Source organism: Propionispora sp. 2/2-37 (genome assembly GCF_001298735.1).
Lineage (GTDB): Bacteria > Bacillota > Negativicutes > Propionisporales > Propionisporaceae > Propionispora.
This window is the reverse complement of the sequence record NZ_CYSP01000002.1, coordinates 37,023-62,275: the sequence shown is the minus strand read 5'-3', so window position 1 is coordinate 62,275 and position 25,253 is coordinate 37,023. Positions and strand designations below refer to the sequence as shown.

At 50.8% G+C, this 25,253-nt stretch carries 23 protein-coding genes and 1 riboswitch; of the genes, 22 read left to right on the top strand and 1 reads right to left on the bottom strand.

Annotated features, from left to right (window positions below; all coding sequences use genetic code 11):
- The first annotated feature begins 133 nt into the window (after nucleotides 1–133).
- From glpA to eutJ, 11 genes are all read left to right on the top strand, one after another.
- Nucleotides 134–1,738, top strand: a complete 1,605-nt coding sequence (gene glpA / locus P22_RS02110) for an anaerobic glycerol-3-phosphate dehydrogenase subunit GlpA (protein WP_054258562.1) — start codon at nucleotides 134–136, stop codon at nucleotides 1,736–1,738.
- On the top strand, nucleotides 1,735–2,982 hold the full coding sequence (gene glpB / locus P22_RS02105) for an anaerobic glycerol-3-phosphate dehydrogenase subunit GlpB (protein WP_054258561.1): 1,248 nt from the start codon (nucleotides 1,735–1,737) through the stop codon (nucleotides 2,980–2,982). Before glpA ends, glpB begins: the two co-directional genes overlap by 4 nt.
- A gap of 21 nt (nucleotides 2,983–3,003) precedes the next feature.
- Nucleotides 3,004–4,194, top strand: coding sequence for an anaerobic glycerol-3-phosphate dehydrogenase subunit C (locus P22_RS02100; RefSeq protein WP_054258560.1), 1,191 nt, complete (start codon nucleotides 3,004–3,006; stop codon nucleotides 4,192–4,194).
- A gap of 276 nt (nucleotides 4,195–4,470) precedes the next feature.
- A complete protein-coding gene (locus tag P22_RS02095) occupies nucleotides 4,471–5,496 on the top strand; it encodes a sugar-binding transcriptional regulator (RefSeq protein ID WP_069972736.1) in 1,026 nt (341 codons plus the stop codon).
- A gap of 61 nt (nucleotides 5,497–5,557) precedes the next feature.
- A complete protein-coding gene (gene gap / locus P22_RS02090) occupies nucleotides 5,558–6,571 on the top strand; it encodes a type I glyceraldehyde-3-phosphate dehydrogenase (RefSeq protein WP_054258559.1) in 1,014 nt (337 codons plus the stop codon).
- Between the two features lie 112 nt (nucleotides 6,572–6,683).
- Nucleotides 6,684–7,868 (top strand): phosphoglycerate kinase, encoded by a 1,185-nt coding sequence (gene pgk, locus P22_RS02085; RefSeq protein ID WP_054258558.1) that lies wholly within the window; start codon nucleotides 6,684–6,686, stop codon nucleotides 7,866–7,868.
- 74 nt (nucleotides 7,869–7,942) lie between these two features.
- Nucleotides 7,943–8,692: a triose-phosphate isomerase gene (tpiA, locus tag P22_RS02080; protein ID WP_054258557.1), complete on the top strand. Its 750-nt coding sequence runs from the start codon at nucleotides 7,943–7,945 to the stop codon at nucleotides 8,690–8,692.
- 35 nt (nucleotides 8,693–8,727) lie between these two features.
- Nucleotides 8,728–10,269 (top strand): 2,3-bisphosphoglycerate-independent phosphoglycerate mutase, encoded by a 1,542-nt coding sequence (gpmI, locus tag P22_RS02075; protein WP_054258556.1) that lies wholly within the window; start codon nucleotides 8,728–8,730, stop codon nucleotides 10,267–10,269.
- A gap of 86 nt (nucleotides 10,270–10,355) precedes the next feature.
- On the top strand, nucleotides 10,356–11,645 hold the full coding sequence (gene eno, locus P22_RS02070) for a phosphopyruvate hydratase (RefSeq protein ID WP_054258555.1): 1,290 nt from the start codon (nucleotides 10,356–10,358) through the stop codon (nucleotides 11,643–11,645).
- A gap of 186 nt (nucleotides 11,646–11,831) precedes the next feature.
- Nucleotides 11,832–12,059: a preprotein translocase subunit SecG gene (gene secG, locus P22_RS02065; RefSeq protein ID WP_054258554.1), complete on the top strand. Its 228-nt coding sequence runs from the start codon at nucleotides 11,832–11,834 to the stop codon at nucleotides 12,057–12,059.
- Between the two features lie 222 nt (nucleotides 12,060–12,281).
- The gene (eutJ, locus tag P22_RS02060) at nucleotides 12,282–13,091 is read left to right on the top strand and encodes an ethanolamine utilization protein EutJ (RefSeq protein WP_054258553.1); all 810 of its coding nucleotides are present in this window, start codon (nucleotides 12,282–12,284) and stop codon (nucleotides 13,089–13,091) included.
- Between the two features lie 280 nt (nucleotides 13,092–13,371).
- Here eutJ and P22_RS02055 read toward each other — a convergent pair whose 3' ends face one another.
- The gene (locus P22_RS02055) at nucleotides 13,372–14,538 is read right to left on the bottom strand and encodes an iron-containing alcohol dehydrogenase (protein ID WP_054258552.1); all 1,167 of its coding nucleotides are present in this window, start codon (nucleotides 14,536–14,538) and stop codon (nucleotides 13,372–13,374) included.
- A gap of 473 nt (nucleotides 14,539–15,011) precedes the next feature.
- Between P22_RS02055 and cobS the strand changes: the two genes are divergently transcribed.
- The 11 genes from cobS to P22_RS02000 all read left to right on the top strand — a co-directional run bounded on the left by cobS (nucleotide 15,012) and on the right by P22_RS02000 (nucleotide 25,252).
- Entirely contained in the window at nucleotides 15,012–15,749 is a 738-nt protein-coding gene (gene cobS, locus P22_RS02050) for an adenosylcobinamide-GDP ribazoletransferase (RefSeq protein ID WP_054258793.1), read from the top strand.
- A gap of 101 nt (nucleotides 15,750–15,850) precedes the next feature.
- A riboswitch (cobalamin riboswitch) is annotated at nucleotides 15,851–16,043 on the top strand.
- 110 nt (nucleotides 16,044–16,153) lie between these two features.
- On the top strand, nucleotides 16,154–17,194 hold the full coding sequence (locus P22_RS02045; RefSeq protein ID WP_054258551.1) for a nicotinate-nucleotide--dimethylbenzimidazole phosphoribosyltransferase: 1,041 nt from the start codon (nucleotides 16,154–16,156) through the stop codon (nucleotides 17,192–17,194).
- Between the two features lie 112 nt (nucleotides 17,195–17,306).
- Complete coding sequence (locus P22_RS02040; protein ID WP_054258550.1) at nucleotides 17,307–18,533, top strand: sensor histidine kinase; 1,227 nt, start codon at nucleotides 17,307–17,309, stop codon at nucleotides 18,531–18,533.
- Between the two features lie 18 nt (nucleotides 18,534–18,551).
- Complete coding sequence (locus P22_RS02035) at nucleotides 18,552–20,198, top strand: response regulator transcription factor (RefSeq protein ID WP_054258549.1); 1,647 nt, start codon at nucleotides 18,552–18,554, stop codon at nucleotides 20,196–20,198.
- Nucleotides 20,199–20,478: 280 nt separating this feature from the next.
- Entirely contained in the window at nucleotides 20,479–20,820 is a 342-nt protein-coding gene (eutS, locus tag P22_RS02030) for an ethanolamine utilization microcompartment protein EutS (protein ID WP_054258548.1), read from the top strand.
- Nucleotides 20,817–21,266 carry a EutP/PduV family microcompartment system protein gene (locus P22_RS02025; protein ID WP_054258547.1) on the top strand — a complete coding sequence of 150 codons (450 nt, stop codon included), beginning with the start codon at nucleotides 20,817–20,819 and terminating at the stop codon, nucleotides 21,264–21,266. The genes eutS and P22_RS02025 overlap by 4 nt, the downstream gene beginning before the upstream one ends.
- Nucleotides 21,256–21,534 carry an ethanolamine utilization microcompartment protein EutM gene (gene eutM, locus P22_RS02020; RefSeq protein ID WP_054258546.1) on the top strand — a complete coding sequence of 93 codons (279 nt, stop codon included), beginning with the start codon at nucleotides 21,256–21,258 and terminating at the stop codon, nucleotides 21,532–21,534. The genes P22_RS02025 and eutM overlap by 11 nt, the downstream gene beginning before the upstream one ends.
- A 26-nt stretch (nucleotides 21,535–21,560) precedes the next feature.
- The gene (gene pduB, locus P22_RS02015; protein ID WP_054258545.1) at nucleotides 21,561–22,346 is read left to right on the top strand and encodes a propanediol utilization microcompartment protein PduB; all 786 of its coding nucleotides are present in this window, start codon (nucleotides 21,561–21,563) and stop codon (nucleotides 22,344–22,346) included.
- Nucleotides 22,347–22,365: 19 nt separating this feature from the next.
- Entirely contained in the window at nucleotides 22,366–24,036 is a 1,671-nt protein-coding gene (locus P22_RS02010; RefSeq protein WP_054258544.1) for a propanediol/glycerol family dehydratase large subunit, read from the top strand.
- A 21-nt stretch (nucleotides 24,037–24,057) separates the two neighbouring features.
- Nucleotides 24,058–24,714 carry a propanediol/glycerol family dehydratase medium subunit gene (locus tag P22_RS02005; protein ID WP_054258543.1) on the top strand — a complete coding sequence of 219 codons (657 nt, stop codon included), beginning with the start codon at nucleotides 24,058–24,060 and terminating at the stop codon, nucleotides 24,712–24,714.
- Between the two features lie 16 nt (nucleotides 24,715–24,730).
- Nucleotides 24,731–25,252: a diol dehydratase small subunit gene (locus P22_RS02000; protein WP_054258542.1), complete on the top strand. Its 522-nt coding sequence runs from the start codon at nucleotides 24,731–24,733 to the stop codon at nucleotides 25,250–25,252.
- Nucleotide 25,253 lies beyond the last annotated feature (1 nt).

Here is a 25,253-nt window from a genome sequence, read left to right as displayed (position 1 = left end):
GCTGAGTTTATACTATAGTAAAAAAGCTATTGAGCCATGGTACTATAGGGCAGGTATAGAGATAGTGCTATGACTGAAAATCTTTTTTCATTAATAATTTTATAGTTCTTAAACAGATGAAAGGAGTCTTATTATGCAGCAGACGACAGTTGTGGTTATCGGCGGCGGCGCCACCGGTGTAGGTGTATTACGTGACTTATCGATGCGTGGTGTAAAGGCCATTTTGCTGGAACAGCGCGATTTGGTCTATGGAACCAGTTCACGTTTTCATGGATTACTGCACAGTGGCGGCCGTTATGCCGTAAAAGATGCCGAATCAGCGCAGGAATGTATTGAGGAAAACATGATTTTGCGCAAAATTGGCCGGCATTGTGTGGAGGAAACCGAAGGCTTTTTTGTGCGCCTCCCTGAGGATGACGAAAGTTTTGAAGCCAAATGGGTGGAGGCCTGTAAAAAGGTGGGGATTTCCACCATTCAGATTACTCCGGAGGAGGCCGTCCGCCTGGAGCCTAACCTTACACGACGGGCTTTGTCCGTTTACCGGGTGCCTGACTCGGCTATCGACGGATTCCGTCTGGCCTGGCAGAATGTCATGTCGGCTAAACGGTATGGCGGCAAGGTTATGACCTATACCGAAGTCATTGGCATTGAACAATCCAATGGCCGGGTGACCGGGGTGAAGGTGCGCAATACCCTGACCGGTGAAACCGATCAAATTGCCTGTGAATGTATTGTCAACGCAGCGGGATCCTGGGTAGGACACATCGTCGGGTTTGCCGGCCTCAGCGTGAATGTGAAACCTGACAGAGGAACGCTGGTTGCTTTTAATCACCGTTTTACCAGCCGGGTAGTGAATCGCCTGCGTCCTCCTTCCGACGGCGATATTTTTGTGCCCCATGGATCGATTACCATTCTGGGGACAACCTCGGAAGCGGCTGAACGGCCGGATGACACCATCCCCCGCACCGAAGACGTAATTAAGCTGTTAAAGATCGGTGAAGGATTATTTGAAGATATTTATCATTACCGCATCCTGCGCGCTTTTGCCGGTACCAGACCGCTGTATAGTGCGAATCCGGATGCGGCCGGACGGGCGGCTTCCCGTAACTTTACCATTATTGATCATGCCAAGGATGGACTGGAAGGCCTGGTTACCATCGTTGGCGGGAAACTGACAACCTATCGTCTAATGGCCGAAAGAATGGCCGATGTTGTTTGTAAGAAGCTGCAGGTAAACGCAGAATGTCGTACGGCAATTGAGCCGTTGGTGGAAGACCAGCCGGCGGAAAAAATTGCCGAAGCCAAAAAGTATTTTCCCTCTTATGGTGCCGAGGTGGCTATTTCCCGCCTGGGAGAGAAATTTGACAATGTGGTCGACCGCATGAAGCAAAAACCGGAAAAACGGCAGTTGGTCTGTGAATGTGAAATGGTCACGTTAGCGGAAATCGAGGAAATGGCAGCTGAAAATACCAGCTACAATTTGGATGATATCCGCCGTAAGACGAGAATGGGCATGGGAACCTGTCAGGGTTCGTTCTGTGCTTTCCGCAGCGTCGGCGTAGTGGTAGCCAATGAATTATTGGATAATGATAACTCTTCCGAACTTTTGCAGGGCTTCCTGCAGTCACGCTGGAGTGGAATTCGTGCCGCCTTATGGGGAAATCAGCTCCGGGAGATGGAACTCATGCGCGGGATTTATCAGGCGACTTTAAATATAGATGGGGAGATTTCATCATGAAAGAATATGATGTAATTGTTATAGGAGCCGGTTTGACCGGCCTGGTAGCGGCTGCGGCCGCCGCAAAGCGAGGGAAAAAGGTTATGCTCATGGCCAAAGGGACAGGGGCCGTGGCTTTTGGCAGTGGGACAGTCGATCTTTTGGGTTATTTGCCGGACAAAAGCATAGTGAATGATTTTTATTCCGCAGTGGCGAAATTACCGCCGACGCATCCGTATGCCCGTCTGGGAACGGAAAAAGTGGCGGCTGCCGCTCAGTTCTTTCTGGATGTATGCAAAACGGAAGGGTTTGAATATACCGGCAGTTTGGAGAAAAATTCGTTTCTTCCCACTGCGGCGGGAACCCTCAAACCGACCGGGCTGATTCCCAAGACTATGGATTCATCGGTTATTGCCGCGGCGGAACGGGTTCTGGTTGTTGGTTTTGAAAAACTGAAGGATTATTATCCGCAGGTGGTTGCCAAGGGCTTGTCCCGTATTGCCGGTTATGATAAGCAATATGACATGATTAATATTGATATCAGGCAGGGGGAACCCGGACGTGATTTTAATGCTCTCGATGTGGCCCGCTGGATGGATACTCCGGATGGACGCAGTCAGTTTGTCAGCCAGTTGAAAGGGGCTGTAAAACCGGGAACGGTGGTATTGGTACCGCCGGTACTGGGCAGTAAACCGAGTTATGCCGTCCGCGACGAGTTGGAGGGTGCTTTACAGTGTAAGATTGTGGAACTGCTGGGCATGCCGCCGGGAGTAACAGGGTATAGGCTGCGCAGTCTGTTTATGAATTATATTAAAAAAATAGGTGTGGCTGTTGCCGAACAAGTGAATATTACCGGCTCCATTGTGGAAAATGCTATTGGTAGAGGAGTCGTTGTCAGCACCATGGCACGGGAACGTATTTTTTACGCCAAAAGTTTTGTGCTGGCCACCGGCGGATTCTTCGGAGGCGGACTGGTATCGGGGCCGGGCACGGCCAGCGAGCCCATTTTCAAGTTGCCGCTGGCAGGAGATATGAATCAGGACAACTGGGGCGACCTTAAATTGTTTGCGCAAAATGGCCAGCCTTTCGCTCAAATCGGCATCAGAGTCGATAATAATCTCCAGCCGGTTGATGAAAATGGCAGGCTGATTCTGGAGAATGTATTTGTGGCAGGCCGTAATCTGCCCGGGTATGATTATTGCCTTGAAAAATCCGGTAACGGCGTGGCTATGGCTTCGGGCTATCATGCCGGTATGTCGGTCTAAAAATTAAGGAGAGAATATATCATGAAAAAAAATCAACATTTACCAGACGAGTGCATCTCATGTACTTCGTGTGTCGCGCATTGTCCGGTAACGGCCGCTACCAATAAATTCCGCGGGCCGAAACTGGTTGGCCCGGCGCTGGAAAGATTCCGTTATTCCAGTAATGATATAGAACCTTCACTGGATTATTGCTCCAACTGTAAAAACTGTGATATCAGCTGTCCTTCCGGTGTGCCGATATCCACATTAAATGTCCGGGCAAAAGCGGAGTACTACAAAACCCATAAACACAGTCTGCGCGACTGGATGCTGGCTCACGGTGAAACGATGGGAAAACTGGCCAGCCCGTTTGCAGGCATTACCAACTTTGCCTTGTCCAACCCGATCAATAAAGCCATCATGAAGCAAATCGGATTGACGGATAAACGCTCCTTGCCTTCTTATGCCAGCAGAACCTTTTATCAGCGTTTTAAAAAGCTAAAACAAAAACCCGGTGAGAATAAAGTGATTTTCTATCCTGGCTGTTTTATTAACTACAATGACCCGCAGGTGGGGATGGATTTTGTTGACGTTATGCAGGCGGCCGGATATGAAGTGCTTGTACCGGAAGAATTTGTTTGCTGCGGTACGCCGATGGTGGCCAGCGGTTATTTGGACGAAGCAGAAAAAAATGCGCACATTAATATTAAGGAACTGGCCAAATGGGCGGATAAAGGCTATCCGATCGTTACCTGCTGTACCAGTTGTCATTTGATGCTGCAGCAGGAATATCAGGAACTGTTTGATATTCCCGGCAACGATAAAGTGGCCGCTCAGATGTATAACGCCACCGAGTTTTTACTGGACCTATATAATGAAGGAAAATTACCGTTTAAATTTAAGCCGATGAAAGAACGCATCGTATATCATGCGCCCTGCCACTTGCGGGCACAGGGAATTGGCCGGCCGAGCGTGGATCTTTTGGAAAATATCCCCGGGTTGGAAGTCATTGATGCCGATGCCGGCTGCTGCGGAATTTCCGGCAGTTATGGCTTTAAGGAAGAAAAATACGATATCTCTATGCAGGTCGGCAGTGCCCTGTTTGAAAAAATAAAACAAAGCCATGTCAATCTGGTTGCTTCCGATTGCGGCACCTGCCGGATGCAAATCACACACGGTACGGGTCTCAAAGCCGTTCATCCGATCACACTGATTAAGAATGCGATCGCGTAATTTCCACTCAGCTTAGTAACCGGAAGAAGTAGCCACGTAAAGCTTATTCAGCAGGCAAACTGCGGCCAAGGCGGCGGGTTGCCTGCTGTACTTATGAAAAAATATTTACAGGCTCTATAAAATTTTGTTTATACAGGCAGGATTTTCTGGTCAGGTGGCGAATGAGAATAAAAGATAAAGAAAAAATTGTTTCTATGTAGTTGGATAAATTTTTTTGATAATGATGGGACGCAATATGAACCGGTGGGACACATTGAGTCCCGGAGGGAACAAATCTTGGAAAAAATTGTACAGCTGCATCGTAAATTTGCACCTGATCTGATACATACTATTGAAGAACGGTATAACATCCTAAGGCATATCCGTTATAACGAACCCATCGGCCGCCGCGCCTTGGCGGGGTTGCTGGGGGTTGGCGAACGGGCTGTACGGGTACAAGTGGATTTTTTGAAAGAAGCAGGCATGGTTGAATTTTCTTTAATGGGTATGAGGGTAACTTCAGAGGGTGAAGCCGGTTTACGGGATATCGGCGAATATGTGCACCTGCTCCACGGTTTTTCCGCTCTGGAAACCGAATTGTCGCGGAAGCTGGGAATTAAAAGAGTCATTGTCATTCCGGGGGACAGTGATGAGGATAGTTTGGTGCAACGTGAACTGGGCCGGGTGGCCGCCGGTGTATTAGGAGAATATTTGGGAGATAATATGACCATTGCCGTCAGCGGAGGCTCCACCATGGCCATGGTGGCTGAAGGCATTTATATGACACAGCCCACAACGACCGTTGTGGCCGCCCGGGGCGGTTTGGGTGAAAAAATGGAGTATCAGGCCAATACCATCGCCGCTAAAATGGCTACCAAGCTTGGCGGCCGCTATCGTCTGCTGCATATGCCGGAGCGGGTCAGCGAAGAAGTGGTGGAAGCCATTTTAGCCAGTGACCCGAATGTGCCGGCGGTAGCGCAAATGATCAAAAAAGCCGATATTTTAGTACATAGTATTGGTCAGGCTAAGAAAATGGCTGTGCGCCGCGGTCTGGACAAACGGATTGTAAACGAAATCCTGCGTCGGGGCGCGGTGGGGGAAACCTTGGGACATTATTGTACCTTAGCGGGTGAGCCGGTCTATATAACCAACAGTGTCGGTCTCCGGCTGGAGGATTTAGCCGGGGTTGGTACGGTTATCGCCGTTGCCGGCGGCCGGGAAAAGGCCGAGGCCATTGTGGCGGTGATTCGCGCCGGGCAGCAGGATGTGCTGGTCACTGACGAGGCGGCGGCCCGTTCCATTCAGAAATTATGTCGGTGTTAGCGGTTTCTTTTCCGAGGAATCGTTAAGTATAAAAAAATAAATGTATGGGGGTATTTTAAGAATGGCAGTAAAAGTAGCTATTAATGGTTTTGGACGTATTGGACGTCTTGCATTTCGTCAGATGTTCGGAGCGGAAGGATATGAAGTCGTTGCAATCAATGACTTAACCAGTCCCAAAGTACTTGCACACTTGTTGAAATATGATTCCGCTCAGGGCAGATACGCTTTAGCTGACAAAGTAACTGCAGGCGAAGACTCCATCACTGTTAACGGCAAGGAAATCAAAATCTATGCTCAGGCTAAACCGGAAGAGTTGCCTTGGGGTAAGCTGGGCGTGGACGTTGTCCTGGAATGCACAGGTTTCTTCACTTCCAAAGAAAAAGCTTCTGCCCATGTTAAAGCAGGTGCTAAAAAAGTTGTTATCTCCGCTCCGGCAGGAAACGATCTTCCTACTATCGTTTACAATGTAAACCATCAAACCTTGAAAGCCAGCGACACGGTTATTTCCGCAGCTTCCTGCACCACCAACTGCCTGGCTCCTATGGCTTTGGCGCTTCATAAACTGGCTCCTGTTAAGAGTGGCATTATGTCCACCATCCATGCCTATACCGGAGACCAAATGACTCTTGACGGCCCGCAGAAAAAAGGCGACCTGAGAAGATCCCGTGCCGCAGCAATCAATATCGTTCCTAACTCCACTGGCGCTGCTAAAGCTATCGGTTTGGTTATCCCTGAATTGAACGGTAAATTAATCGGTTCGGCACAACGCGTTCCTACTCCTACCGGTTCTACCACCATCCTGGTTGCCGTTGTGGAAGGCTCCGTAACGAAAGATCAAATCAATGCCGCTATGAAAGCCGCTACCAACGAATCTTTCGGTTACACCGAAGAAGAACTGGTATCCAGCGATATCATCGGTATCCGGTACGGTTCGCTGTTTGATGCTACGCAAACTATGGTTGCTCCTATGGACAATGGCTTAACACAAGTACAGGTTGTTTCCTGGTACGACAATGAAAACAGCTATACCAGCCAAATGGTTCGCACCATTAAATACTTCGCAGAACTTAAGTAATTGAAATGTAAGGCCCGGCCTTACCGTTGGTTACAACCACGGCAATAAATATTATTAATTAACCAAAAGAGGGTCACACTATATGCTGTGACCCTTTTTAGGAGGTACGAACGTGAATAAAAAGTCTATTAGAGACATCGATGTAGCCGGAAAAAAAGTCTTTGTGCGTGTTGACTACAATGTTCCGATGGACAAAGAAGGCAATATTACGAATGATACCCGTATCACCGCTACCTTGCCGACACTCAATTATCTTCTGGAAAAAGGTGCGGCTTTAATTCTTGGCTGCCATTTGGGCCGTCCGAAAGGACAGCCGGTACCTGAGTTTACCGTAGCTCCCGTAGGCAAAAGACTTTCCCGGTTATTAGGCCGGGAAGTGAAATTTGCCCCTGACTGCGTTGGCGAGGTCGCAGTTGAAATGGCTAAAAACCTGAAACCGGGCGAAGTATTGTTGCTGGAAAATCTGAGATACTATAAGGAAGAAGAAAAGAACGGTCCGGAATTTGCTGAAAAACTGGCTAAATTGGCCGATATCGGTGTAAATGATGCTTTTGGCGTATCGCACCGGGCGCATGCGTCGGTGGAAGGTGTTACCAAACATCTGCCGATGGTAGCCGGTTTTCTGATGGAAAAAGAAATTAAATTTGTCGGGCAGGCTGTGGCTAACCCGACCCGCCCGTTTGTTGCCATTATCGGCGGTGCCAAAGTATCCGACAAAATCGGCGTTATTGAAAACCTGCTGAAAAAAGTGGATACTTTAATCATTGGCGGCGGTATGGCCAATACCTTTGTGGCTGCGCAAGGCTATGCCACCGGTAAATCCTTAGTGGAAGCGGAAAAGCTTGATTTGGCTAAATCCTTGATTGCCCAGGCAAAAGAACAAGGCGTTAATTTGCTGCTGCCTACCGATATGGTGGTTGCCGACAAGTTTGCCGCTGATGCCGAAAGCAAGGTTGTCGGCATTGACGCTATTCCGGCTGAATGGATGGCACTGGACATTGGACCGAAATCAGCCGAAGCGTTTGCCAATGCTTTAAAAGGTGCTAAAACCGTGGTTTGGAACGGACCGATGGGCGTATTTGAAATGGATGCCTTTGCTGCAGGTACCAAAGCGGTGGCTAAAGCAGTTGCTGATTCGGATGCCATCAGCGTTGTCGGCGGTGGCGATTCCATTGCCGCATTGCAGAAAGTAGGCTTATCCGATAAAATTACCCATATTTCCACCGGTGGCGGCGCTTCACTGGAATATCTGGAAGGCAAAGTGCTTCCCGGTATTGCTGCGCTACAGGATAAATAAACCGAAGGTATTGCCTAGACGCCGCAGCGTAAAGCTGTGGTGTCTAGGTCAAAAAATTATGGGAGTGGATGATTATGCGTAAACCGATTATCGCCGGTAACTGGAAAATGAATAAAACCACCGCGGAAGGCGTTGCCCTGGCAAAAGAACTGAGCAGCCTGGTTAGCGATGTCAAAGACGTGGACGTAGTTGTTTGTCCGGCTTTCACGGTGTTGGCTGCGGTTAAAGAAGCCATTGCCGGGACAAACGTAAAATTAGGTGCACAAAATATTCACTGGGAAGCCAAAGGCGCTTATACCGGTGAAATCTCTCCTGGCATGCTCAAAGACATCGGTGCGGAATATACTTTGGTCGGCCATTCGGAACGCCGCCAATATTTTGGCGAAACCGATGAAAGCGTAAACAAGCGTACCAAAGCTGCTTTGGCTAACGGGATTGTGCCTATTGTTTGCGTGGGTGAATCTCTGGAAGAACGTGAAGCAGGCATTACGGAAAAAATCGTTGGCGGCCAGGTTGTAGCCGGTCTTGACGGTTTGACGGCCGAACAGGTTGCCGGGCTGGTTATTGCTTACGAACCGGTTTGGGCTATTGGTACCGGACGTACCGCTTCTTCCGATGATGCCAATGCGGTTTGTACCTTTATCCGTAAAACGATTGCGGACAAATTTGGCGCCGATGCTGCGACTAAAGTCAGAATCCAGTATGGCGGCAGCGTAAAAGCCGACAATATTGCCGATTTGATGTCCAAAAGCGATATTGACGGCGCCTTGGTGGGCGGTGCAGCCCTCGACGCCGCCGGCTTCAGCAAAATTGTAAAATTCTAATCTTAAAAATCTTAAAGGAAATTGGGAGTGATGGCGTGAGTAAATTGCAATCGCCTATTGCGCTCGTCATCATGGACGGGTGGGGGTTAGGCAAGGTAAAGGACCCCTCAAATGCTATCGTACAGGCAAAACCATCGCACTTGGAGCTGTTAACCGAATTATACCCGTCTACCACCCTGGCCTGTTCCGGTGAGGCCGTAGGCTTGCCGGACGGTCAAATGGGCAACTCGGAAGTCGGTCATTTGAATATTGGTGCCGGACGTGTCGTTTATCAGGAATTGACCAGAATTACGAAAGCCATTCGTGAGGGAGAATTCTTTGCCAATCCGGTGTTGTGCGGGATTATAGAACAGACCAAAGCTGCCGGCGGGGCGCTGCACCTGATGGGGCTGTTGTCGGACGGCGGCGTGCATAGCCACAATACGCATTTGTATGCTTTGCTGAAATTAGCGAAGAAGTACCGGCTGGAAAAAGTCTATGTACATACCTTCCTGGATGGGCGCGATGTTCCTCCGTCCAGTGCCTTGGAATTTATTGATGCCCTGGAGTCTAAGATTATCGAAATCGGAGTGGGGAAAATTGCCACCGTTTCAGGGCGTTACTATGCTATGGACCGCGACAAACGCTGGGAGCGGGTGGAAAAAGCCTATGCGGCCATGGTGTATCGCGAGGGGGAAACGGCGGTATCTGCCCGTCAGGCGGTAGAGCTTTCCTACCAGCGTGAGCAGACCGATGAGTTCGTATTGCCTACCGTGATTGACGGCTGCGGTGATTGCGGCATCAAGGCCAATGACGGAGCCATTTTCTTCAATTTCCGTCCTGACCGCGGACGCGAACTTACCCGTACCTTTGTTGATAAAGAATTTAACGGATTTGAGCGCCGGAACGGCTTCTTCCCGCTCTACTTTGCGACCATGACCCAATACGATGAAACGCTGAACGTGGAAGTTGCCTACAAGCCGCAAGTGCTGAAAAATACGCTGGGTGAGGTTTTTGCCGCAGCCGGTCTAAAACAGTTGCGCATAGCGGAAACGGAAAAGTATGCACATGTTACCTTCTTCTTCAACGGCGGCGAGGAAAAACCGAATGAAGGGGAAGAACGGATTCTTATTCCGTCACCCAAAGTGGCGACCTATGATTTGCAGCCGGAAATGAGTGCGGTGGAAGTTACCGATAAAGTGGTGGCTGAAATTAAAGCCGGCAAGCATGACGTAATCATTTTAAACTTTGCCAATGGGGACATGGTCGGGCATACCGGCGTGTTTGAAGCAGCCGTTAAAGCCGTACAGACGGTGGATGCCTGTGTGGGGCGTGTTGTCGACGCCATGCGGGATCAGGGCGGTATTACCTTAATTACAGCCGACCATGGCAATGCGGAAATGATGGTCGATCCGGAGAATGGCGGACCATTTACGGCCCATACCACCAATCCGGTGCCGTTTATCCTTGTTTCGGAAAAACATCGCGGTGCCAAGCTGCGTGAAGGCATACTGGCGGATATTGCTCCGACCTTGCTGGAATTGGCCGGTATTGATATTCCCACCGAAATGACAGGAAAAACGCTGCTGGTAAAATAACCTGCGATATGGTTGCAGTCTTTAATTGAAAAGACGGTAGCCCTTGCTAATAAATTGCTTCAATAAATATGAGGAGGTCAATACGAATGTCAACCATTATTACTGATATTGTAGCTCGTGAAATTATGGATTCCCGCGGAAACCCTACTGTTGAGGTGGACGTATATTTAGAGGACGGCACTCTGGGACGTGCTGCCGTTCCGTCCGGCGCTTCCACAGGTATGTATGAAGCCGTGGAACTCAGAGACGGTGACAAAAGCCGTTACATGGGCAAAGGCGTGTTAAAAGCCGTAGAAAATGTTAACGATATCATCGCTCCGGAAATTATCGGTTTTGACGCTCTTGATCAAGTTGGAATCGATACCGCTATGATCGAACTGGATGGAACTCCGAATAAGGGCAAATTAGGCGCCAATGCCATTCTGGGCGTATCTATGGCTGTAGCCAAAGCTGCCGCTGCTTCGTTAGGCCTGCCTTTGTATCAATATCTGGGCGGTGTAAACGGCAAACAGCTTCCTGTACCGATGATGAACATCTTAAATGGCGGCGCCCATGCCGACAACAATGTAGACATTCAGGAATTCATGGTTATGCCTGTCGGCGCCAAATCCTTTGCCGAAGCGCTCAGCATGTGCGCTGGGATCTACCACAACCTGAAGGCCGTTTTAAAGGGTCGCGGACTGAACACTGCTATCGGTGACGAAGGCGGTTTCGCTCCGAACTTAGAATCCAATGAACAGGCTATTCAAGTTATCCTGGAAGCAGTAGAGAAAGCCGGTTACAAACCCGGCGAACAAGTTTGCATCGCTTTGGACGTAGCTTCTTCCGAAATTTATAAAGACGGCAAATACAACCTGGAAGGCGAAGGCGTAGTCAAAACTTCTACTGAAATGGTTGAATTCTACACGCAACTGGTTGGAAAATATCCGATCATTTCCATCGAAGACGGTATGGCTGAAGACGATTGGGAAGGCTGGAAACTCTTAACTGAAAAACTTGGCAAAAAAGTACAGTTGGTTGGCGACGACCTGTTCGTTACCAATACCGAACGCTTAAGCCGCGGTATCGCCGCTGAAACGGCAAACTCCATTCTGGTAAAAGTTAACCAGATCGGCAGTCTGACCGAAACTTTTGACGCTATTGAGATGGCAAAACGCGCCGGCTATACGGCTATCATCTCTCACCGTTCCGGTGAAACCGAAGATGCCACCATTGCCGACATTGCTGTAGCAGTCAATGCAGGACAAATCAAAACCGGCGCACCGGCCCGTACCGACCGTGTAGCTAAATACAACCAGTTGCTCCGTATCGAAGAACAGCTTGGTTCCACTGCACAGTATAAAGGCCGCGACGTATTCTACAACCTGAAAAAATAAGCAGGGAAATCAAGAAGACTGCAGGGGAACCTGCGGTCTTCTTTGTTTTTCTAAAAAACGGTATAGACTTTGGGCAAAATGGGAAAATAAGAACATGGGTGATATCATAATGTTTTGCCATAACTATGGTTACGGTATTTTACCGTAGGAAAGCAGCAGGCAAATAATTGACAGGGGTGTATAGTCATGATTACGGCCTTACAGGTGGTAGATGCGATCGTGTCCATTGCGTTGATATTGTCTGTCATACTGCAGTCAGGGAAGGGCGGCGGACTGTCAGGCTCCATTGCCGGCGGTGCCGAGACCATGTTTGGCGGCAAAAAAAGAGGACTTGACGAGCAATTCGCCAGGGCAACTATGATACTTGGTATCTTATTCGGTATGATAAACCTTGTATTAATCAGATTGTCATAAAGCGGAAATCCTTATAAGTTAATGAAATCCTGCAGTTTCGCCTTTAAAACTTTTGGTTTTAAGGGATTTTTCTATTTTATGGGGCAAAAATAATGCTACAATAGAAATGGAAAGATTTGTACCCTGCCGTGACCGGAATGCAAGAAAAAAGAAGCACGGGGAAAAGTAAGCTTGGCAGGAAGGTTTCAGCACTGATTATGGAAAGTTGGAAGGGTGAGGGGGATGTATGAAAACATTCAGTTGTTGCACCGGTTAATCCAGACTCGTACGGTAGCAGCTGTGCCGGGGCCGTATAGGGTGGGGGTGGATTTAGGGACAGCGGATATTGTTTTGGTGGTTACAAACGAAGACGGCAGACCGGTTGCGGGGGCCATGCGCTGGGCATCGGTTGTAAAAGACGGTCTGGTAGTTGATTTCAGCGGAGCGGTGCGGATGGTAGCTGAGTTAAAGCAAGAAGTAGAAGAACGGCTGGGCTGTACACTGGAAAAGGGGGCAACTGCCATTCCGCCGGGAACGGTAGGGCGGAATGCTGCGGCCTGCAGCCATGTCATTGCCGGAGCAGGCCTGGAGCCCGTCTGCCAGGTGGATGAACCGGTGGCGGCCGCTAAGGCGCTGGGGATTGACCATGGCATCGTGGTGGATATTGGCGGCGGCACAACAGGGATTGCCGTATTAAAAGAGGGAAAATTGTTGTTTACGGCCGATGAGCCAACCGGCGGTGAGCATGTGTCGCTGGTAATCGCCGGTTCTTACAAAATTCCTTTTGAGCAGGCGGAACAGATGAAAAAAGATCCGGCTCGTCACCGTGAGTTACTGCCGGTGGTGCTGCCGGTTATTGAAAAAATGGCGACGATTGTGAATCAAATGCTGCGCGGTCATGAAGAAAGCCGGGAATATCCGGTTTATGTCGTGGGCGGGACGGCTTATTTAAGTGGTTTTGCAGAGGCCTTCGGCAAAGCCTTTGGGCGCAAAGTCCAGGTACCGCCCCATCCGCTTCTGGTTACACCTCTGGGCATAGCCCTCTTTGGTTAGCCAGGTCAAAAAGGCTGTTTCGATCAGGATAAAGTGGTGTAACTTTTACGTTTTTCGTTTCCCAGGCCCTTCTGGAAAAAAGCGGTCCGGCGATTTTCCAAGCTTTTTGGAAGACAGGCCCAGGAATTTTTGGTACTTTTGTTTCGACAAAAGTACGAACAGTCAGGTTAGAAGATATATTCGTTTTTATCTCAAAGACTAAAGGAGCTATCTCCAATGGTATTTATCCATTTGGAGACAGCTCCTTTTTGGAGGATACACTGATATTTGTTCCTCACTATCACAGTGCCCAATGATAAATCATGCCCAGCTCTTCCAGGGTGGCCTGGCGGGGATTGGTGGCAGCGCAGATATCCCTTGCGGCATTTTCGGCCAGCAGAGGAATGTCTTCTTCCCGGAAGCCTTTGATTTGCTGCAGGCCGCTGACAATGCCGACATTGCGGATCAACTTCCTAACGCTTTGGACGGCTTCTATTGCAGCCGCTTCCGGTGTTAAACCACTGGTGTCCACACCCAGCGCCCGGGCAACTTTAGCGTATTTTGCTGCCACCACCGGCAGGTTGAAGGCCATAACGGCCGGCAGCATCAGTGCATTGGCCAGCCCATGAGGATAGTTATAGCGGCCGCCGAGCTGGTGAGCCAGGGCGTGCACGTAGCCGACGCTGGCATTATTAAAGGCGATGCCGGCTAAATATTCTCCATAGACCATCATTTCCCGGGCGGTAAGGTCCTGACCGTTAGTCACGGCAGACTGTAAATGGGCCCCGATCAGTTCGACGGCCTGCAGGGCCTTGCAGTCGGTGACCGGACTGGCGTTTAAAGAAACATAGGCTTCAACGGCATGGGTCAGGGCATCTATGCCGGTAGCCGCCGTTAGCGAGGGAGGCATATTAACCATCAACTCGGCATCGTTGATGGCCAGCAGGGGGGTAAGCCGCCAGTCGGTGATGGTCATTTTTACATGACGTTCTTCATCGGTAATGACGCAGAACCGGGTCAGTTCGCTGCCTGTTCCGGCCGTGGTGTTGACGGTAATCAAGGGGGCAGTCGGTTGTTTGGCCTTGTTTAACCCTTCGTAATCATGGATGGATTTGCCATTGGTGGCTAAGAGGGCAATGGCCTTGGCGCAATCGTGAGGCGAACCGCCGCCGAACGAAATGAGAAAATCACAGCCGTTGTCCAGGTATAATTTCAGGCCGTAGTTGACCTGGGCCGTGGTGGGATTAGGGGCGACATTATCGTAGAGAATGTAGTGAATCCCGGCCGGAGCGAGCTGATCGGTCAGCTTGTCGATTAACTTGCTGTCGACCAGTACTTTATCACTGACGATAAAAGCCTTGCGAAACATCATGGGCTTTATATAGCGGGTAATTTCGCTCAGGCAGCCGGCGCCTAACAGACTGACAGGGGTCATAAAATATTCCCGTATTCTTCTATGATTTGCCATGCTTTTAACCTGCCTCCTGATATTTTCCGTATATGTTGAATTTCTTTTTGATCTATCCCAGCCACTGGTTATTTCTGCAGCCGGCTGACTCAAAGCAGCCAGCCTCAAAATAAAGGCCTGACCTTAGTGGATAGATTTCGACTTGTATAGTCTGAAAATATCATGCCGGAAGGCGGACGGCAAGTGCCGGGACGCGAATAGGCAATACAGCAACACAATACAGCATGGACAGCCTGTGCCGGCGGAAGAGAAAGCGGGGCCGGACAGGAGTACAGCCATTATGGGAATATACTGACTGATTACCAGAGTATTTTGCGGTAACCCCGGTTTGGGCAGGAAAGTAGGCGGTACCGGCGAGAAAGGTAATCTAAAACCATTATGACAACAGAAAGAACCGGATGAAAGAAGTTTTTGCGGAGGCCCTTTCAGACCGGCAGGCGGTACCGGCTATTTTCATACAGGAGGCAATGACTATGCTGCAGGATGTTATTACTGCTTTACAGTTCCTTACCCGTCTTCCCATCCGGAGCCGGATTCCCTATACGGAACTACAGTTTGGCCGCAGTGTAAAGTTTTTTCCGCTGGCCGGCGGCGTGATCGGAGGCATGCTGGCAGCCGCAGCCTACGGCTTGGGGCTGGCCGGCGGCGTTGGGATACATATGCAGGCCGCTTTACTGATAGTGCTGGAGGTCATGCTGACCGGCGGGCTCCATTGTGACGGTTATATGGATACCTGGGACGGTTTCATGTCGGCTTCTTCGCGGGAAGGAACCTTGGCAATAATGAAGGACAGCCGGGTCGGCGCATACGGGGTGATGGCCCTCGGCCTGCTGCTGTTATGGAAGTATTCGCTGCTGCTCGCTATCTTGCCCGAGCTTCTGCCGGCGGCGTTATGGGCGGCGCCGGTCATTGCCAGGCTGGCGGTGGTGGCGGCCATCGTCTCTTATCCTTACGCCCGTTCTCAGGGACTGGGCAAGCCGTTTTCTCAATATGCGGGAAGATATACCCTGCCTACCGCCGGGGTTTTTACGGCAGTCCTCTTATTTGCCGCCGGCTGGCAGGGACTGGTTGCTGCTGTGGCCGGGCTGGCAGGGGCGGGAGTGTTTGCCAATTACGCCGCAAACCGGCTGGGCGGACTTACGGGAGATGTATACGGGGCGATTATTGAAATGACGGAGGCCACAGCGTTAACGGTTTTTTTATTTCATTAGTACTATAGGACTATAATGACTACCTGTTTCATTTTATTGCTGTCTGAAAAATTTCACAGGAATTTACCGGCAGTACGTAGAATGGAGCTATAGAATTACATAATAAATGCCACCATTCAGGTGCCTCTTACGAAGGGGAGAATAGGGAAGTTCGGACAGATGCCCGCCATCTGTAAACGACGCGGTCGCGCCACTGTAATCGGGGAAGCGTGCTGAGTATGCCACCGGCAACGGGAAGGTTCAGTACGGTGATGATCCGGAGCCAGGAGACCTGCCTGATTTGGCTGCCATTTGCTTCCGCGCCAGGAGCAATGCCAGAAGGATAGGAGGTAAAATACCTAGCCTTTTTGGGCTAGGTATTTTTATTTCTTCCAGGTTGAACAAAAAGCAGGGGAGGAACCGATATGGATTTTGAACAAGAGGTGGATGCATGGATCAACGGCGCGGCCAAACCGCCGAATAGCTTGGGATTGCTGGAAAAACATGTGAAGAAACTGCTATTGTCCTGGGGAACGGTAGAGCAGGAGCTGCGGCCTCATCATCTGATTTACGCGGCGGACAACGGAGTGGTGGAGGAGGGGGTTGTCAACTACCCGCCGTCCATCACCTGGCTGCAGGCGCAAAATATGGTAGCCGGCAGGGCCGCTATCAGCTGTTTTTGCCACTACCATCAAATTCCTTACAGTGTTGTCGATATTGGGATCAATCATACGGAACCGTTTCCCGGGGTGCAGAAAAAGGTTGCCCTGGGAACGAAAAACTTTGTGAAGGAAGAAGCCATGAGCCGTCAGGAATTTGCAGCCGCCTGGGAAGTGGGGACCGCCATGGTGAACAGCCTGGTTGCCGCAGGGCAGTACAACCTGATTTCCTTTGGGGAAATGGGAATTGGCAATACAACGACCTCGTCCGCCGTACTGCATGCGCTGACCGGGATTATGCCGGAGTTTATTGTGGGCAGCGGCGCGGGACTGAATAGCAGTGAAGCTTTGAAGCATAAACGGACGGTTGTTGCCAGGGGAGTCGCTTTGCACAGGGAAAATATGAAGGATGTGAAAGATATATTACGCTGTGTCGGCGGTTTTGATATTGTGGCGATTTGTGCCGGCATGGTGGAGTGTTCCCGTCTGCATATACCTTTTGTAATTGACGGCTTTATTACCGCCGTGGCCTATGTTTGCGCCGCCCGCCTTGACAGAAATGTAGAACGGCAGGCTATCCCTTCACATATGTCAAAAGAACCGGGTATGGCCACGGCTTTGCTGCTTGGGAATATCGTAGCCGAAGATGTTGTTTTGCGGGCCAATATGGCCTTGGGGGAAGGCACCGGAGCCGTCCTGATGGTGGGCATGCTGAAAACCATGCTGTATACATTGCAGCATATGGCCCGGCTGGCCGACATGGGAGTGACGCCACCTGCCGCCACGGAAGTGCCGGCTGTTTCCTAAAGCCGGAAAAATCCTTTGTTTTTTTGCCGGCTATTTGAAGGAATTTTCAGTCAAAATAGCTAATCCCTCATATAAGAAAGCAAAAAAATGCTAAGAATGAGGGAATTGATGCATGCAAAAAGCAGAACAGTTTTCCTTGGAACGCATTATTAACACCGATATTTTGCAGGAAATCCAGGATAAATTTTCGGAAACGACCGGATTGTCGGCAGTGATTGTGAATGCTCAGGGTGAACCGGTGACAAAACCGAGCAACTTTACGTCTTTTTGTCAATATATCCGCTCATTTCCGGAAGGGCTGACCCGCTGCATTGGCTGCGACAACAGCGGCGGGCACCGGGCACTGGCGATCAAAAGTCCGGTTGTCTATTTGTGTCATGCCGGCCTGACCGATCTGGCAGCGCCCATCATTGTACAAGGAGTATATATCGGTGCCTTCCTGGCCGGGCAAGTAGTGCAGGAGCGTAAAGACTATGACGCCCGGGAAGGCATGCTGAACCGGGTGGCCGATATGGGACTGGATCAGACCACCGTGCTGGGGCATTTTGCCAAAGTGGATGTGGTGGCGGAGCGCCGCCTGAAAGCTGCCGCCGATCTGATTTACATTATGTCCAATTATATCGTGGAGATCGGAGCAACCAACATTATGCAAAAACAGCTGACCCGTGAGGTGCAGGCCAAGGCCGATCTGGAGAATCTGCTGCGGGCCGCTGAATTAAAAGCATTGCAGTCGCAGGTTAATCCCCATTTTCTGTTCAATACGCTGAATACCATCGCCCGTATGGCCCTGCTGGAGGGAGCGACGAAAACGCAGGGGGTGGTGTATGCACTGGCGGATATACTGCGCAGCAACCTGCGGGATCTTGACCGTTTGCGGCAGTTAAAAGAAGAAGTGCGTACCATTCAGGATTATCTTCATATCCAGCGCATGCGTTTCAGCGATCGTATTCAAGCCTTTATTGATATTCAGGCCGGACTGATGGATGCGTTGATTCCTCCTCTGATTCTGCAGCCGCTGGTGGAGAATGCCATCATTCATGGCTTGGAGGGAAGGGCCAGCGGCGGGGAAATTCATTTAAAAGCCAGGCTGGCCGAGGATAAAGGCGATATGTGGATAGAGGTAATGGATACAGGGGCTGGCATACCGGCAGACCAGCTGCGGGAAATTTTTCAGGAGAAAAAAAATAAGCTGGCTAAAGGGCATACAACCGGGCTGGGAATTCTGAATGTACATAAACGGATTCAGCATTTTTTTGGCAGTCAGTACGGGCTCACAATGGACAGCATGCCAGGCCGGGGAACCAAAGTTTCCATCTATCTACCTTATCAGCATGATTAACAAGAAGAGGGCGGAATTATGGTAAAATTAATGATTGTTGATGACGAACAGCTGGAACGGCAGGCGCTGCGGCTGATTATTGAAAGAAATTGTCCGGATATTGAAGTGGCCGGTGAAGCCGGTGACGGCGTGAGTGCCGTACAGCTGGCTATAGCATTGAAACCGGATATTGTCATCATGGATATCCGCATGCCGGAAATGAACGGTCTGCATGCCGCCCAGTCGATCAAACAGCTTGCGCCGGATACCAGTATCGTAATGCTGACGGCCTTTGATGAATTTGCTTATGCGAAGCAGGCGCTGCAGCTTGGTGCCATGGAGTACCTCCTGAAACCGGTGCGGCCGGAAATGTTACTACAGACGCTGCAAACGGTGATGCAGAGAATCAGGGAAATGAGCGCCCGTCGGCAGGAAGAGGCCCGCTTACGGGAGCAGATTGCCGCCGCGTTGCCGTTTATCCAGATGTCCTTTGTTTACGATCTGATTTCGGGACAGATCACCGAAATGGAACATTTTAAAGAAAGGGCCGGCTTTTTGGGTTTGCAGGCGAACCCGGCAGTCGCTCTGGTAGTGGACGTTGACCGCTTTAAAGAGCTCACCCGCAGTGCCAGTGAATTGGAAAAGCAGGTGTTTAAACAGCAGATTTACCGTCTGGTGGTTCAGTCCGCCGGTAAAACGGCACTGGTAACTCCCTTCGGTAGTGACAGTCTGGTGATTTTACTGCATTTTTCCGGTGAAAAAACGCAGGAGGAGGCCAAAGAATATGCCTGCCGGATCGCCGGAAGCATCCAGGAGACGGTCTTCAGGGACATGAAGGTTCATATTACCGTGGGGATCGGCCGGTGCTACGAAGATCCGCGGGATATGTACAAATCCTATCATGAGGCGCTCAGTGCGCAGCGGCAGCGTTTTTATCTTGGCGACCATCAGATCATCCATATTGAGGATGTACCGTTTTTCCAGGACAGCCCGTTTCAATATCCGTTCCAGTATGAACGGACGGTTATGGAGAAGGTGCGCTGCGGCGATCGCAGGGCAGCCAAGGCGGCGCTCCGGGAGCTTTTGCAGGAGACCTTTTCGCACCGGTCCGGACTGGAAACCGTCAAAGCCTATGTTCTGGAACTGCTGATCGTATTGTCCCGTTCGGCGGTGGAGGGCGGAGCCAATCTGGAACAGCTGACGCTGCTCAACTTTACCTGCATCCAAAGTCTGACGGATTGCGCTACCAAAGAGCACATTGAACAATGGATGATGGAATATGTGGACCATTTTATGGATAATATGCTGGAAAACCGCAGCAGTGTTAATACCAGGCTGATTAACAGCGCCTGCGAATATATTCTGAAGAATTTCCAGCGGAATATCCTGCTGGAAGAGGTGGCCCAGACCGTCCATTTGAGTCCGTTTTATTTCAGCCGTTTATTTAAAAAGGAAAAAGGCTACAATTTTGCGGATTTTGTTACGCGGGTGCGGCTGGAAAGAGCCAAAAAGCTGCTGCAGAACCAGGACTATACCGTAGTGCGGATCGCCTCGGAAGTCGGCTATCAGGATGCCAGTTACTTCTGCCGTGCTTTTCGCAAAGCCTGCGGCATGACGCCTAATCAATACCGGAGTGACATCGCCAGGAGCCGGGAAGAAAAAAGCAAAGCGGCAAAAATGCACTAAAAGAAGACAAAAAAGTTTATTGTGGGTATGGAGACTGCACTGAACTCATAGCAACATAGGAGAGGACTGCGAAAAGGCAGTCCTTTTTTGCGTGTCAGGGAAAAGTTTGCCCATGTGGCAGCAAGACAGTCCTGCCGGATAAAAAATGGTAATTTCAGGATGGGGGATTCCGGTGAGCGGGGGACAAGGATATCCGATAGATCAGCAAAATACAAGCAAGGTGGAGAGGGGGAATAACGCCAAATATATTCAAGTGTCCGGTCATGACAGGAGGGGTGGTATGACAGCGGAAAAACCGAGAATGGTACAGGAGTATGTTCCCGGCAAACAGGTGACACTGGCACATGTAATCGCTAATCCCAAAGCCGAACTTTGCGGCAAACTGGGTATAGAAGGCAGTTCGGCCATTGGCATTTTGACGATTACGCCCAGTGAAGCGGCTATTATTGCCGCTGATATGGCAACAAAAAGAGCGGCAGTGGAGATTGGGTTTATGGACCGCTTTACCGGGTCGGTGGTTCTTACCGGTACGGTGTCTGCCGTTGAAACGGCTTTATTGCAGGTAAACTGCTTTCTGGCGGCAACGTTGGGATTTGTCGTTCCCGAGCTGACAAAATCATGAAAAAGGTTATGCTGCTGGGCGCGGCGGGAGCCGGAAAAACGACGCTGCTCCATGTGCTGCGCCAAGATGGCAGGCAAACGGAAAAAACGCTGACTATCGAGTTTTACGACGGAGGCATTGACACTCCCGGAGAATATTCGCAAATTCCCAGGTTTTATTCGTCGTTGATGGTGACGGCTATGGAAGCCTCGGTGATCCTGATTTTACAAGATGCCAGCAATGCAATGCTGTCTCTTCCGCCCGGTTTTCGGGGGATGTTCAACAAACCGGTGGCCGGTGTCGTGACCAAGGTAGACCGGGCCGATGCCGACCGGGAACGGGCTTGCCGCTACCTGCGGCAGGCCGGAGTAAAAAAACCGGTATTTTTTGTTTCCGTGGTAACCGGAGAAGGGCTGGAAGAATTAATTGAATATCTGGAGGAAGGGAGGGAAAGCAATGAGCAGTGAAGCTCTGGGAATGGTGGAAACCAAAGGCCTGGTAGGCGCAATTGAAGCTGCGGACGCCATGGTCAAGGCAGCCAATGTACAACTGATAGGGTATGAGAAAATCGGTTCGGGACTGGTAACTGTTATGGTGCGCGGTGATGTCGGTGCCGTTAAGGCGGCTGTGGATGCCGGTGCGGCAGCAGCCCAAAAAGTTGGTGAAGTAGTATCCATTCACGTCATTCCGCGGCCCCATGGCGATGTGGAAAAGATTCTGCCCAAGGTTCTGTAGAATGCTAATTTGGAGGAGGCAAGACGATGCAAGAGCAAATTATTGATAAAGTGATGGATGAAATCAAAAAACGGATGGAAGGGCAGGCGGCAGCGCAGCCCAAAGCCAAATCCGTCATGGCCAATCCCGGCATCACCGAATTTGTCGGTACGGCTATTGGCGACACCATTGGCCTGGTAATTGCCAACGTTGATCCTATCCTTCACGAAAAAATGAAAATAGATCCCAAGTACCGTTCCATCGGCATTATCGGAGCACGCACCGGTGCCGGGCCGCATATTATGGCCGCTGATGAAGCGGTAAAGGCCACGAATACCGAGATTATTGCCATTGAACTGGCCCGCGATACCAAGGGAGGGGCCGGACATGGCAACCTGATCCTGTTTGGTGCCGAAGAGGTTTCCGATGCCCGCCGGGCCGTGGAAGTGGCTCTAAAGGAACTTGACCGCACCTTTGGCGATGTGTACGGCAATGACGCCGGACACATCGAACTGCAATATACCGCCCGCGCCAGCTATGCAATCCATAAGGCCTTCGGTGCGCCGCTGGGCAAAGCTTTCGGACTCATTGTCGGCGCTCCGGCCGCGATCGGCGTTTTGATCGCCGATGTGGCAGTAAAAACGGCCAATGTGGAAGTTTGCGGTTACGGCAGTCCGGCCGGCGGCACCAGTTATTCCAACGAAGTCATTTTAATGATTACCGGCGATTCGGGGGCGGTACGGCAGGCTGTGCTGGCAGCCAAGGATGTCGGTGTGAAATTGCTGGAAACTATGGCCGGTCCGGCGCCGTCGTCAACCAAGCCATATATTTAAACAGAAGGGCGGGAGAAATATGAAGAAGTCGAAACGGTTTGAAGCATTGGCAGCTCGCCCTGTAAATCAGGACGGTTTTGTGGTTGAATGGCCGGAAGTCGGACTGATTGCCATGGGCAGCCCGGCCGACCCGGTGCCAAGCATTAAAGTGGATCATGGCAAAGTCGTGGAGATGGACGGAATTCCCCGGGAGAAATTTGATTTTATCGATCAGTTCATCGCGGATTATGCCATTGATGTCAGCATTGCGGAAAAAGCCATGGCCATGGATAATCTGGAAATTGCCAGAATGCTGGTGGATATTCACGTGCCGCGCAGTGAAGTGATTAAAATCTTCCGCGGCCTTACGGCGGCGAAAATTGTAGCAGTCCTAAATACCATGAATGTGGTGGAAATGATGATGGCTCTGCAAAAAATGCGGGCCCGTAAAACACCTTCCAACCAGTGCCACATCACCAACGTAAAGGATAATCCGGTGTTGATTGCCGCCGACGGCGCGGAAGCCTCGTTCAGGGGTTTTGATGAAATGGAAACCACCGTTGCCGTTGTCCGCTATGCACCCTTTAATGCCCTTTCCCTGTTGATCGGCGGCCAGACCGGGCGTCCCGGGACACTGATACAGTGTGCTTTGGAAGAAGCTACCGAACTGGAACTGGGGATGCGCGGGATTACCGCTTATGCCGAAACCATTTCGGTGTACGGTACGGAAAACGTATTTGTCGACGGTGACGACACTCCCTGGTCCAAGGCCTTTCTGGCTTCCGCCTATGCTTCGCGGGGTCTGAAAATGCGGTTTACTTCCGGAACCGGTTCGGAAGTGCAGATGGGTTATGCCGAAGGCAAATCCATGCTGTATTTGGAAGTCCGCTGCATTATGGTCACCCGGGGGGCCGGAGTACAGGGGCTGCAAAACGGTTCGGTCAGCTGCATCGGCGTACCGGCCGCCGTTCCTTCGGGTATCCGGGCCGTTCTGGCTGAAAATCTTTGCACCACCCTGCTGGATATGGAGGTTGCCTCCAGCAATGACCAGACTTTCACCCATTCGGATATCCGCCGCACTGCCCGCACCCTGATGCAGATGCTGCCGGGAACGGATTTCATCTGCTCGGGCTACAGCGGCGTTCCCAACTATGACAATATGTTTGCCGGGTCAAACTGGGACGTCGAGGATTATGACGACTGGAATATTATTCAGCGCGACCTGCAGGTCGACGGCGGGTTACGCCCGGTGGCGGAGGAAGACGTCGTTGCCGTGCGCAATAAAGCCGCCAGGGCGTTGCAGGCCGTTTATAAAGAACTGGGCTTCCCGGCTATTACCGATGAAGAAGTGGAAGCGGCTACCTATGCCCATGGCAGCCAGGATATGCCGCCCCGCAATATCGTCGAGGACCTGAAGGCTGCTCAGGATTTAATGAAGCGCGGCATTACCGGACTGGATGTAGTCAAAGCGCTGGCCAATGCCGGTTTTTCCGATTTGGCTCACAATGTGCTCAATCTGCTGAAACAACGTATTTCCGGCGATTATTTGCATACGGCCGCCATTTTGGATAAGGATTTCAATGTAATCAGTGCGGTGAATAACCGTAATGATTATCAAGGACCGGGAACCGGCTACCGCCTGAGTCCGGAACGCTGGGATGAAATTAAAAACATCAGTCAGGCTGTAAAGCCGTCTGATTTTGATGTTTGATACGGGAAGAGGTGTAGGGTAATGGAAATCAGCGAACAAATGATTCGGGATATTGTTGCGCAGGTTTTGCAGGATATGAAAATTCCCGCCGGGCAGGCAGCAGTGCCTGCACTCAGGGCGACCGCAGGCCGTACCATGGTGCTGGAAGAAACCGGCGAGGCACCTGCGGGGACCAGGCCGGATGAAGTGCTGATTGCACTGGCGCCGGCTTTCGGCAAATTCCAAAATAAAACGATTATCAATATTCCGCACAGCGAGGTATTGCGGGAAGTAATTGCCGGTATCGAGGAAGAAGGCCTTACAGCCCGGGTGGTGAGAAGCCTGCGGACCTCGGACGTGGCCTTTGCCGCTCATGATGCCACCAAACTCAGCGGATCGGGTATTGCCATCGGCATACAATCGCGCGGAACTACCGTTATCCATCAGAAAGAACTGCCGCCGCTGAGCAATCTGGAGTTATTTTCCCAATCTCCTCTGATTGATTTGGAAACCTACCGGGCGATCGGCCGTAATGCCGCCAAGTACGCCAAAGGGGAATCGCCGACACCGGTACCGACCCGTAATGACCAAATGGCCAGACCGAAATTTCAGGCGAAAGCCGCTGTCCTGCATATCAAAGAGACCGAACATGTCGTTCCGGGAGCCAGGCCGGTGGAAATCAAGGTTACGTTTAAGTAAACGGAGGTGCAGCAACATGTCTCAGGAAAAAATGATTGAAGAACTTGTCCGTGAAGTGTTAAAAAATATGTATCAGCCCCAAGCCGAACCGAAAGCCGCGGCGGTATCCGGGACGGGCAGCGCCGGATTGCAGCCGGACAGAGACTATCCGCTGGCTGCGAAACGCCTCGATTTAATCCGGACTCCTACCGGCAAAACACTGGAGGATATTACTCTGGATAAGGTGCTAAGCGGCGATATTACTCCGGCGGATGTCCGTATCAGTCCGGACACGCTGAGGATGCAGGCCGAGATTGCCGACGGAGTGGGACGGACACAGTTTGCCGCCAACCTGCGCCGGGCTGCCGAGCTGACAGCCATTCCCGACAATCGCATTCTGGAAATCTACAATGCACTCCGCCCTTACCGTTCCAGCAAAGCAGAGCTGCTTGCCATTGCCGACGAATTGGAACAACAGTACAAAGCCTCCATTAGCGCCGGTTTGGTGAGGGAAGCAGCCGATGTCTATGAACGCCGCAACCGCTTGAGAGCCAACTAAG

Coding starts and splice junctions, on each gene's coding strand:
- P22_RS02035 (WP_054258549.1), top strand. CDS start 18,552: ATGGTAAAATTAATGATTGTTGATGACGAACAGCTGGAACGGCAGGCG.
- gap (WP_054258559.1), top strand. CDS start 5,558: ATGGCAGTAAAAGTAGCTATTAATGGTTTTGGACGTATTGGACGTCTT.
- eutS (WP_054258548.1), top strand. CDS start 20,479: ATGACAGCGGAAAAACCGAGAATGGTACAGGAGTATGTTCCCGGCAAA.
- cobS (WP_054258793.1), top strand. CDS start 15,012: ATGCTGCAGGATGTTATTACTGCTTTACAGTTCCTTACCCGTCTTCCC.
- P22_RS02025 (WP_054258547.1), top strand. CDS start 20,817: ATGAAAAAGGTTATGCTGCTGGGCGCGGCGGGAGCCGGAAAAACGACG.
- eno (WP_054258555.1), top strand. CDS start 10,356: ATGTCAACCATTATTACTGATATTGTAGCTCGTGAAATTATGGATTCC.
- tpiA (WP_054258557.1), top strand. CDS start 7,943: ATGCGTAAACCGATTATCGCCGGTAACTGGAAAATGAATAAAACCACC.
- glpA (WP_054258562.1), top strand. CDS start 134: ATGCAGCAGACGACAGTTGTGGTTATCGGCGGCGGCGCCACCGGTGTA.
- P22_RS02010 (WP_054258544.1), top strand. CDS start 22,366: ATGAAGAAGTCGAAACGGTTTGAAGCATTGGCAGCTCGCCCTGTAAAT.
- glpB (WP_054258561.1), top strand. CDS start 1,735: ATGAAAGAATATGATGTAATTGTTATAGGAGCCGGTTTGACCGGCCTG.
- P22_RS02055 (WP_054258552.1), bottom strand. CDS start 14,538: ATGGCAAATCATAGAAGAATACGGGAATATTTTATGACCCCTGTCAGT.
- P22_RS02100 (WP_054258560.1), top strand. CDS start 3,004: ATGAAAAAAAATCAACATTTACCAGACGAGTGCATCTCATGTACTTCG.
- P22_RS02005 (WP_054258543.1), top strand. CDS start 24,058: ATGGAAATCAGCGAACAAATGATTCGGGATATTGTTGCGCAGGTTTTG.
- eutJ (WP_054258553.1), top strand. CDS start 12,282: ATGTATGAAAACATTCAGTTGTTGCACCGGTTAATCCAGACTCGTACG.
- P22_RS02040 (WP_054258550.1), top strand. CDS start 17,307: ATGCAAAAAGCAGAACAGTTTTCCTTGGAACGCATTATTAACACCGAT.
- P22_RS02045 (WP_054258551.1), top strand. CDS start 16,154: ATGGATTTTGAACAAGAGGTGGATGCATGGATCAACGGCGCGGCCAAA.
- eutM (WP_054258546.1), top strand. CDS start 21,256: ATGAGCAGTGAAGCTCTGGGAATGGTGGAAACCAAAGGCCTGGTAGGC.
- P22_RS02000 (WP_054258542.1), top strand. CDS start 24,731: ATGTCTCAGGAAAAAATGATTGAAGAACTTGTCCGTGAAGTGTTAAAA.
- secG (WP_054258554.1), top strand. CDS start 11,832: ATGATTACGGCCTTACAGGTGGTAGATGCGATCGTGTCCATTGCGTTG.
- pduB (WP_054258545.1), top strand. CDS start 21,561: ATGCAAGAGCAAATTATTGATAAAGTGATGGATGAAATCAAAAAACGG.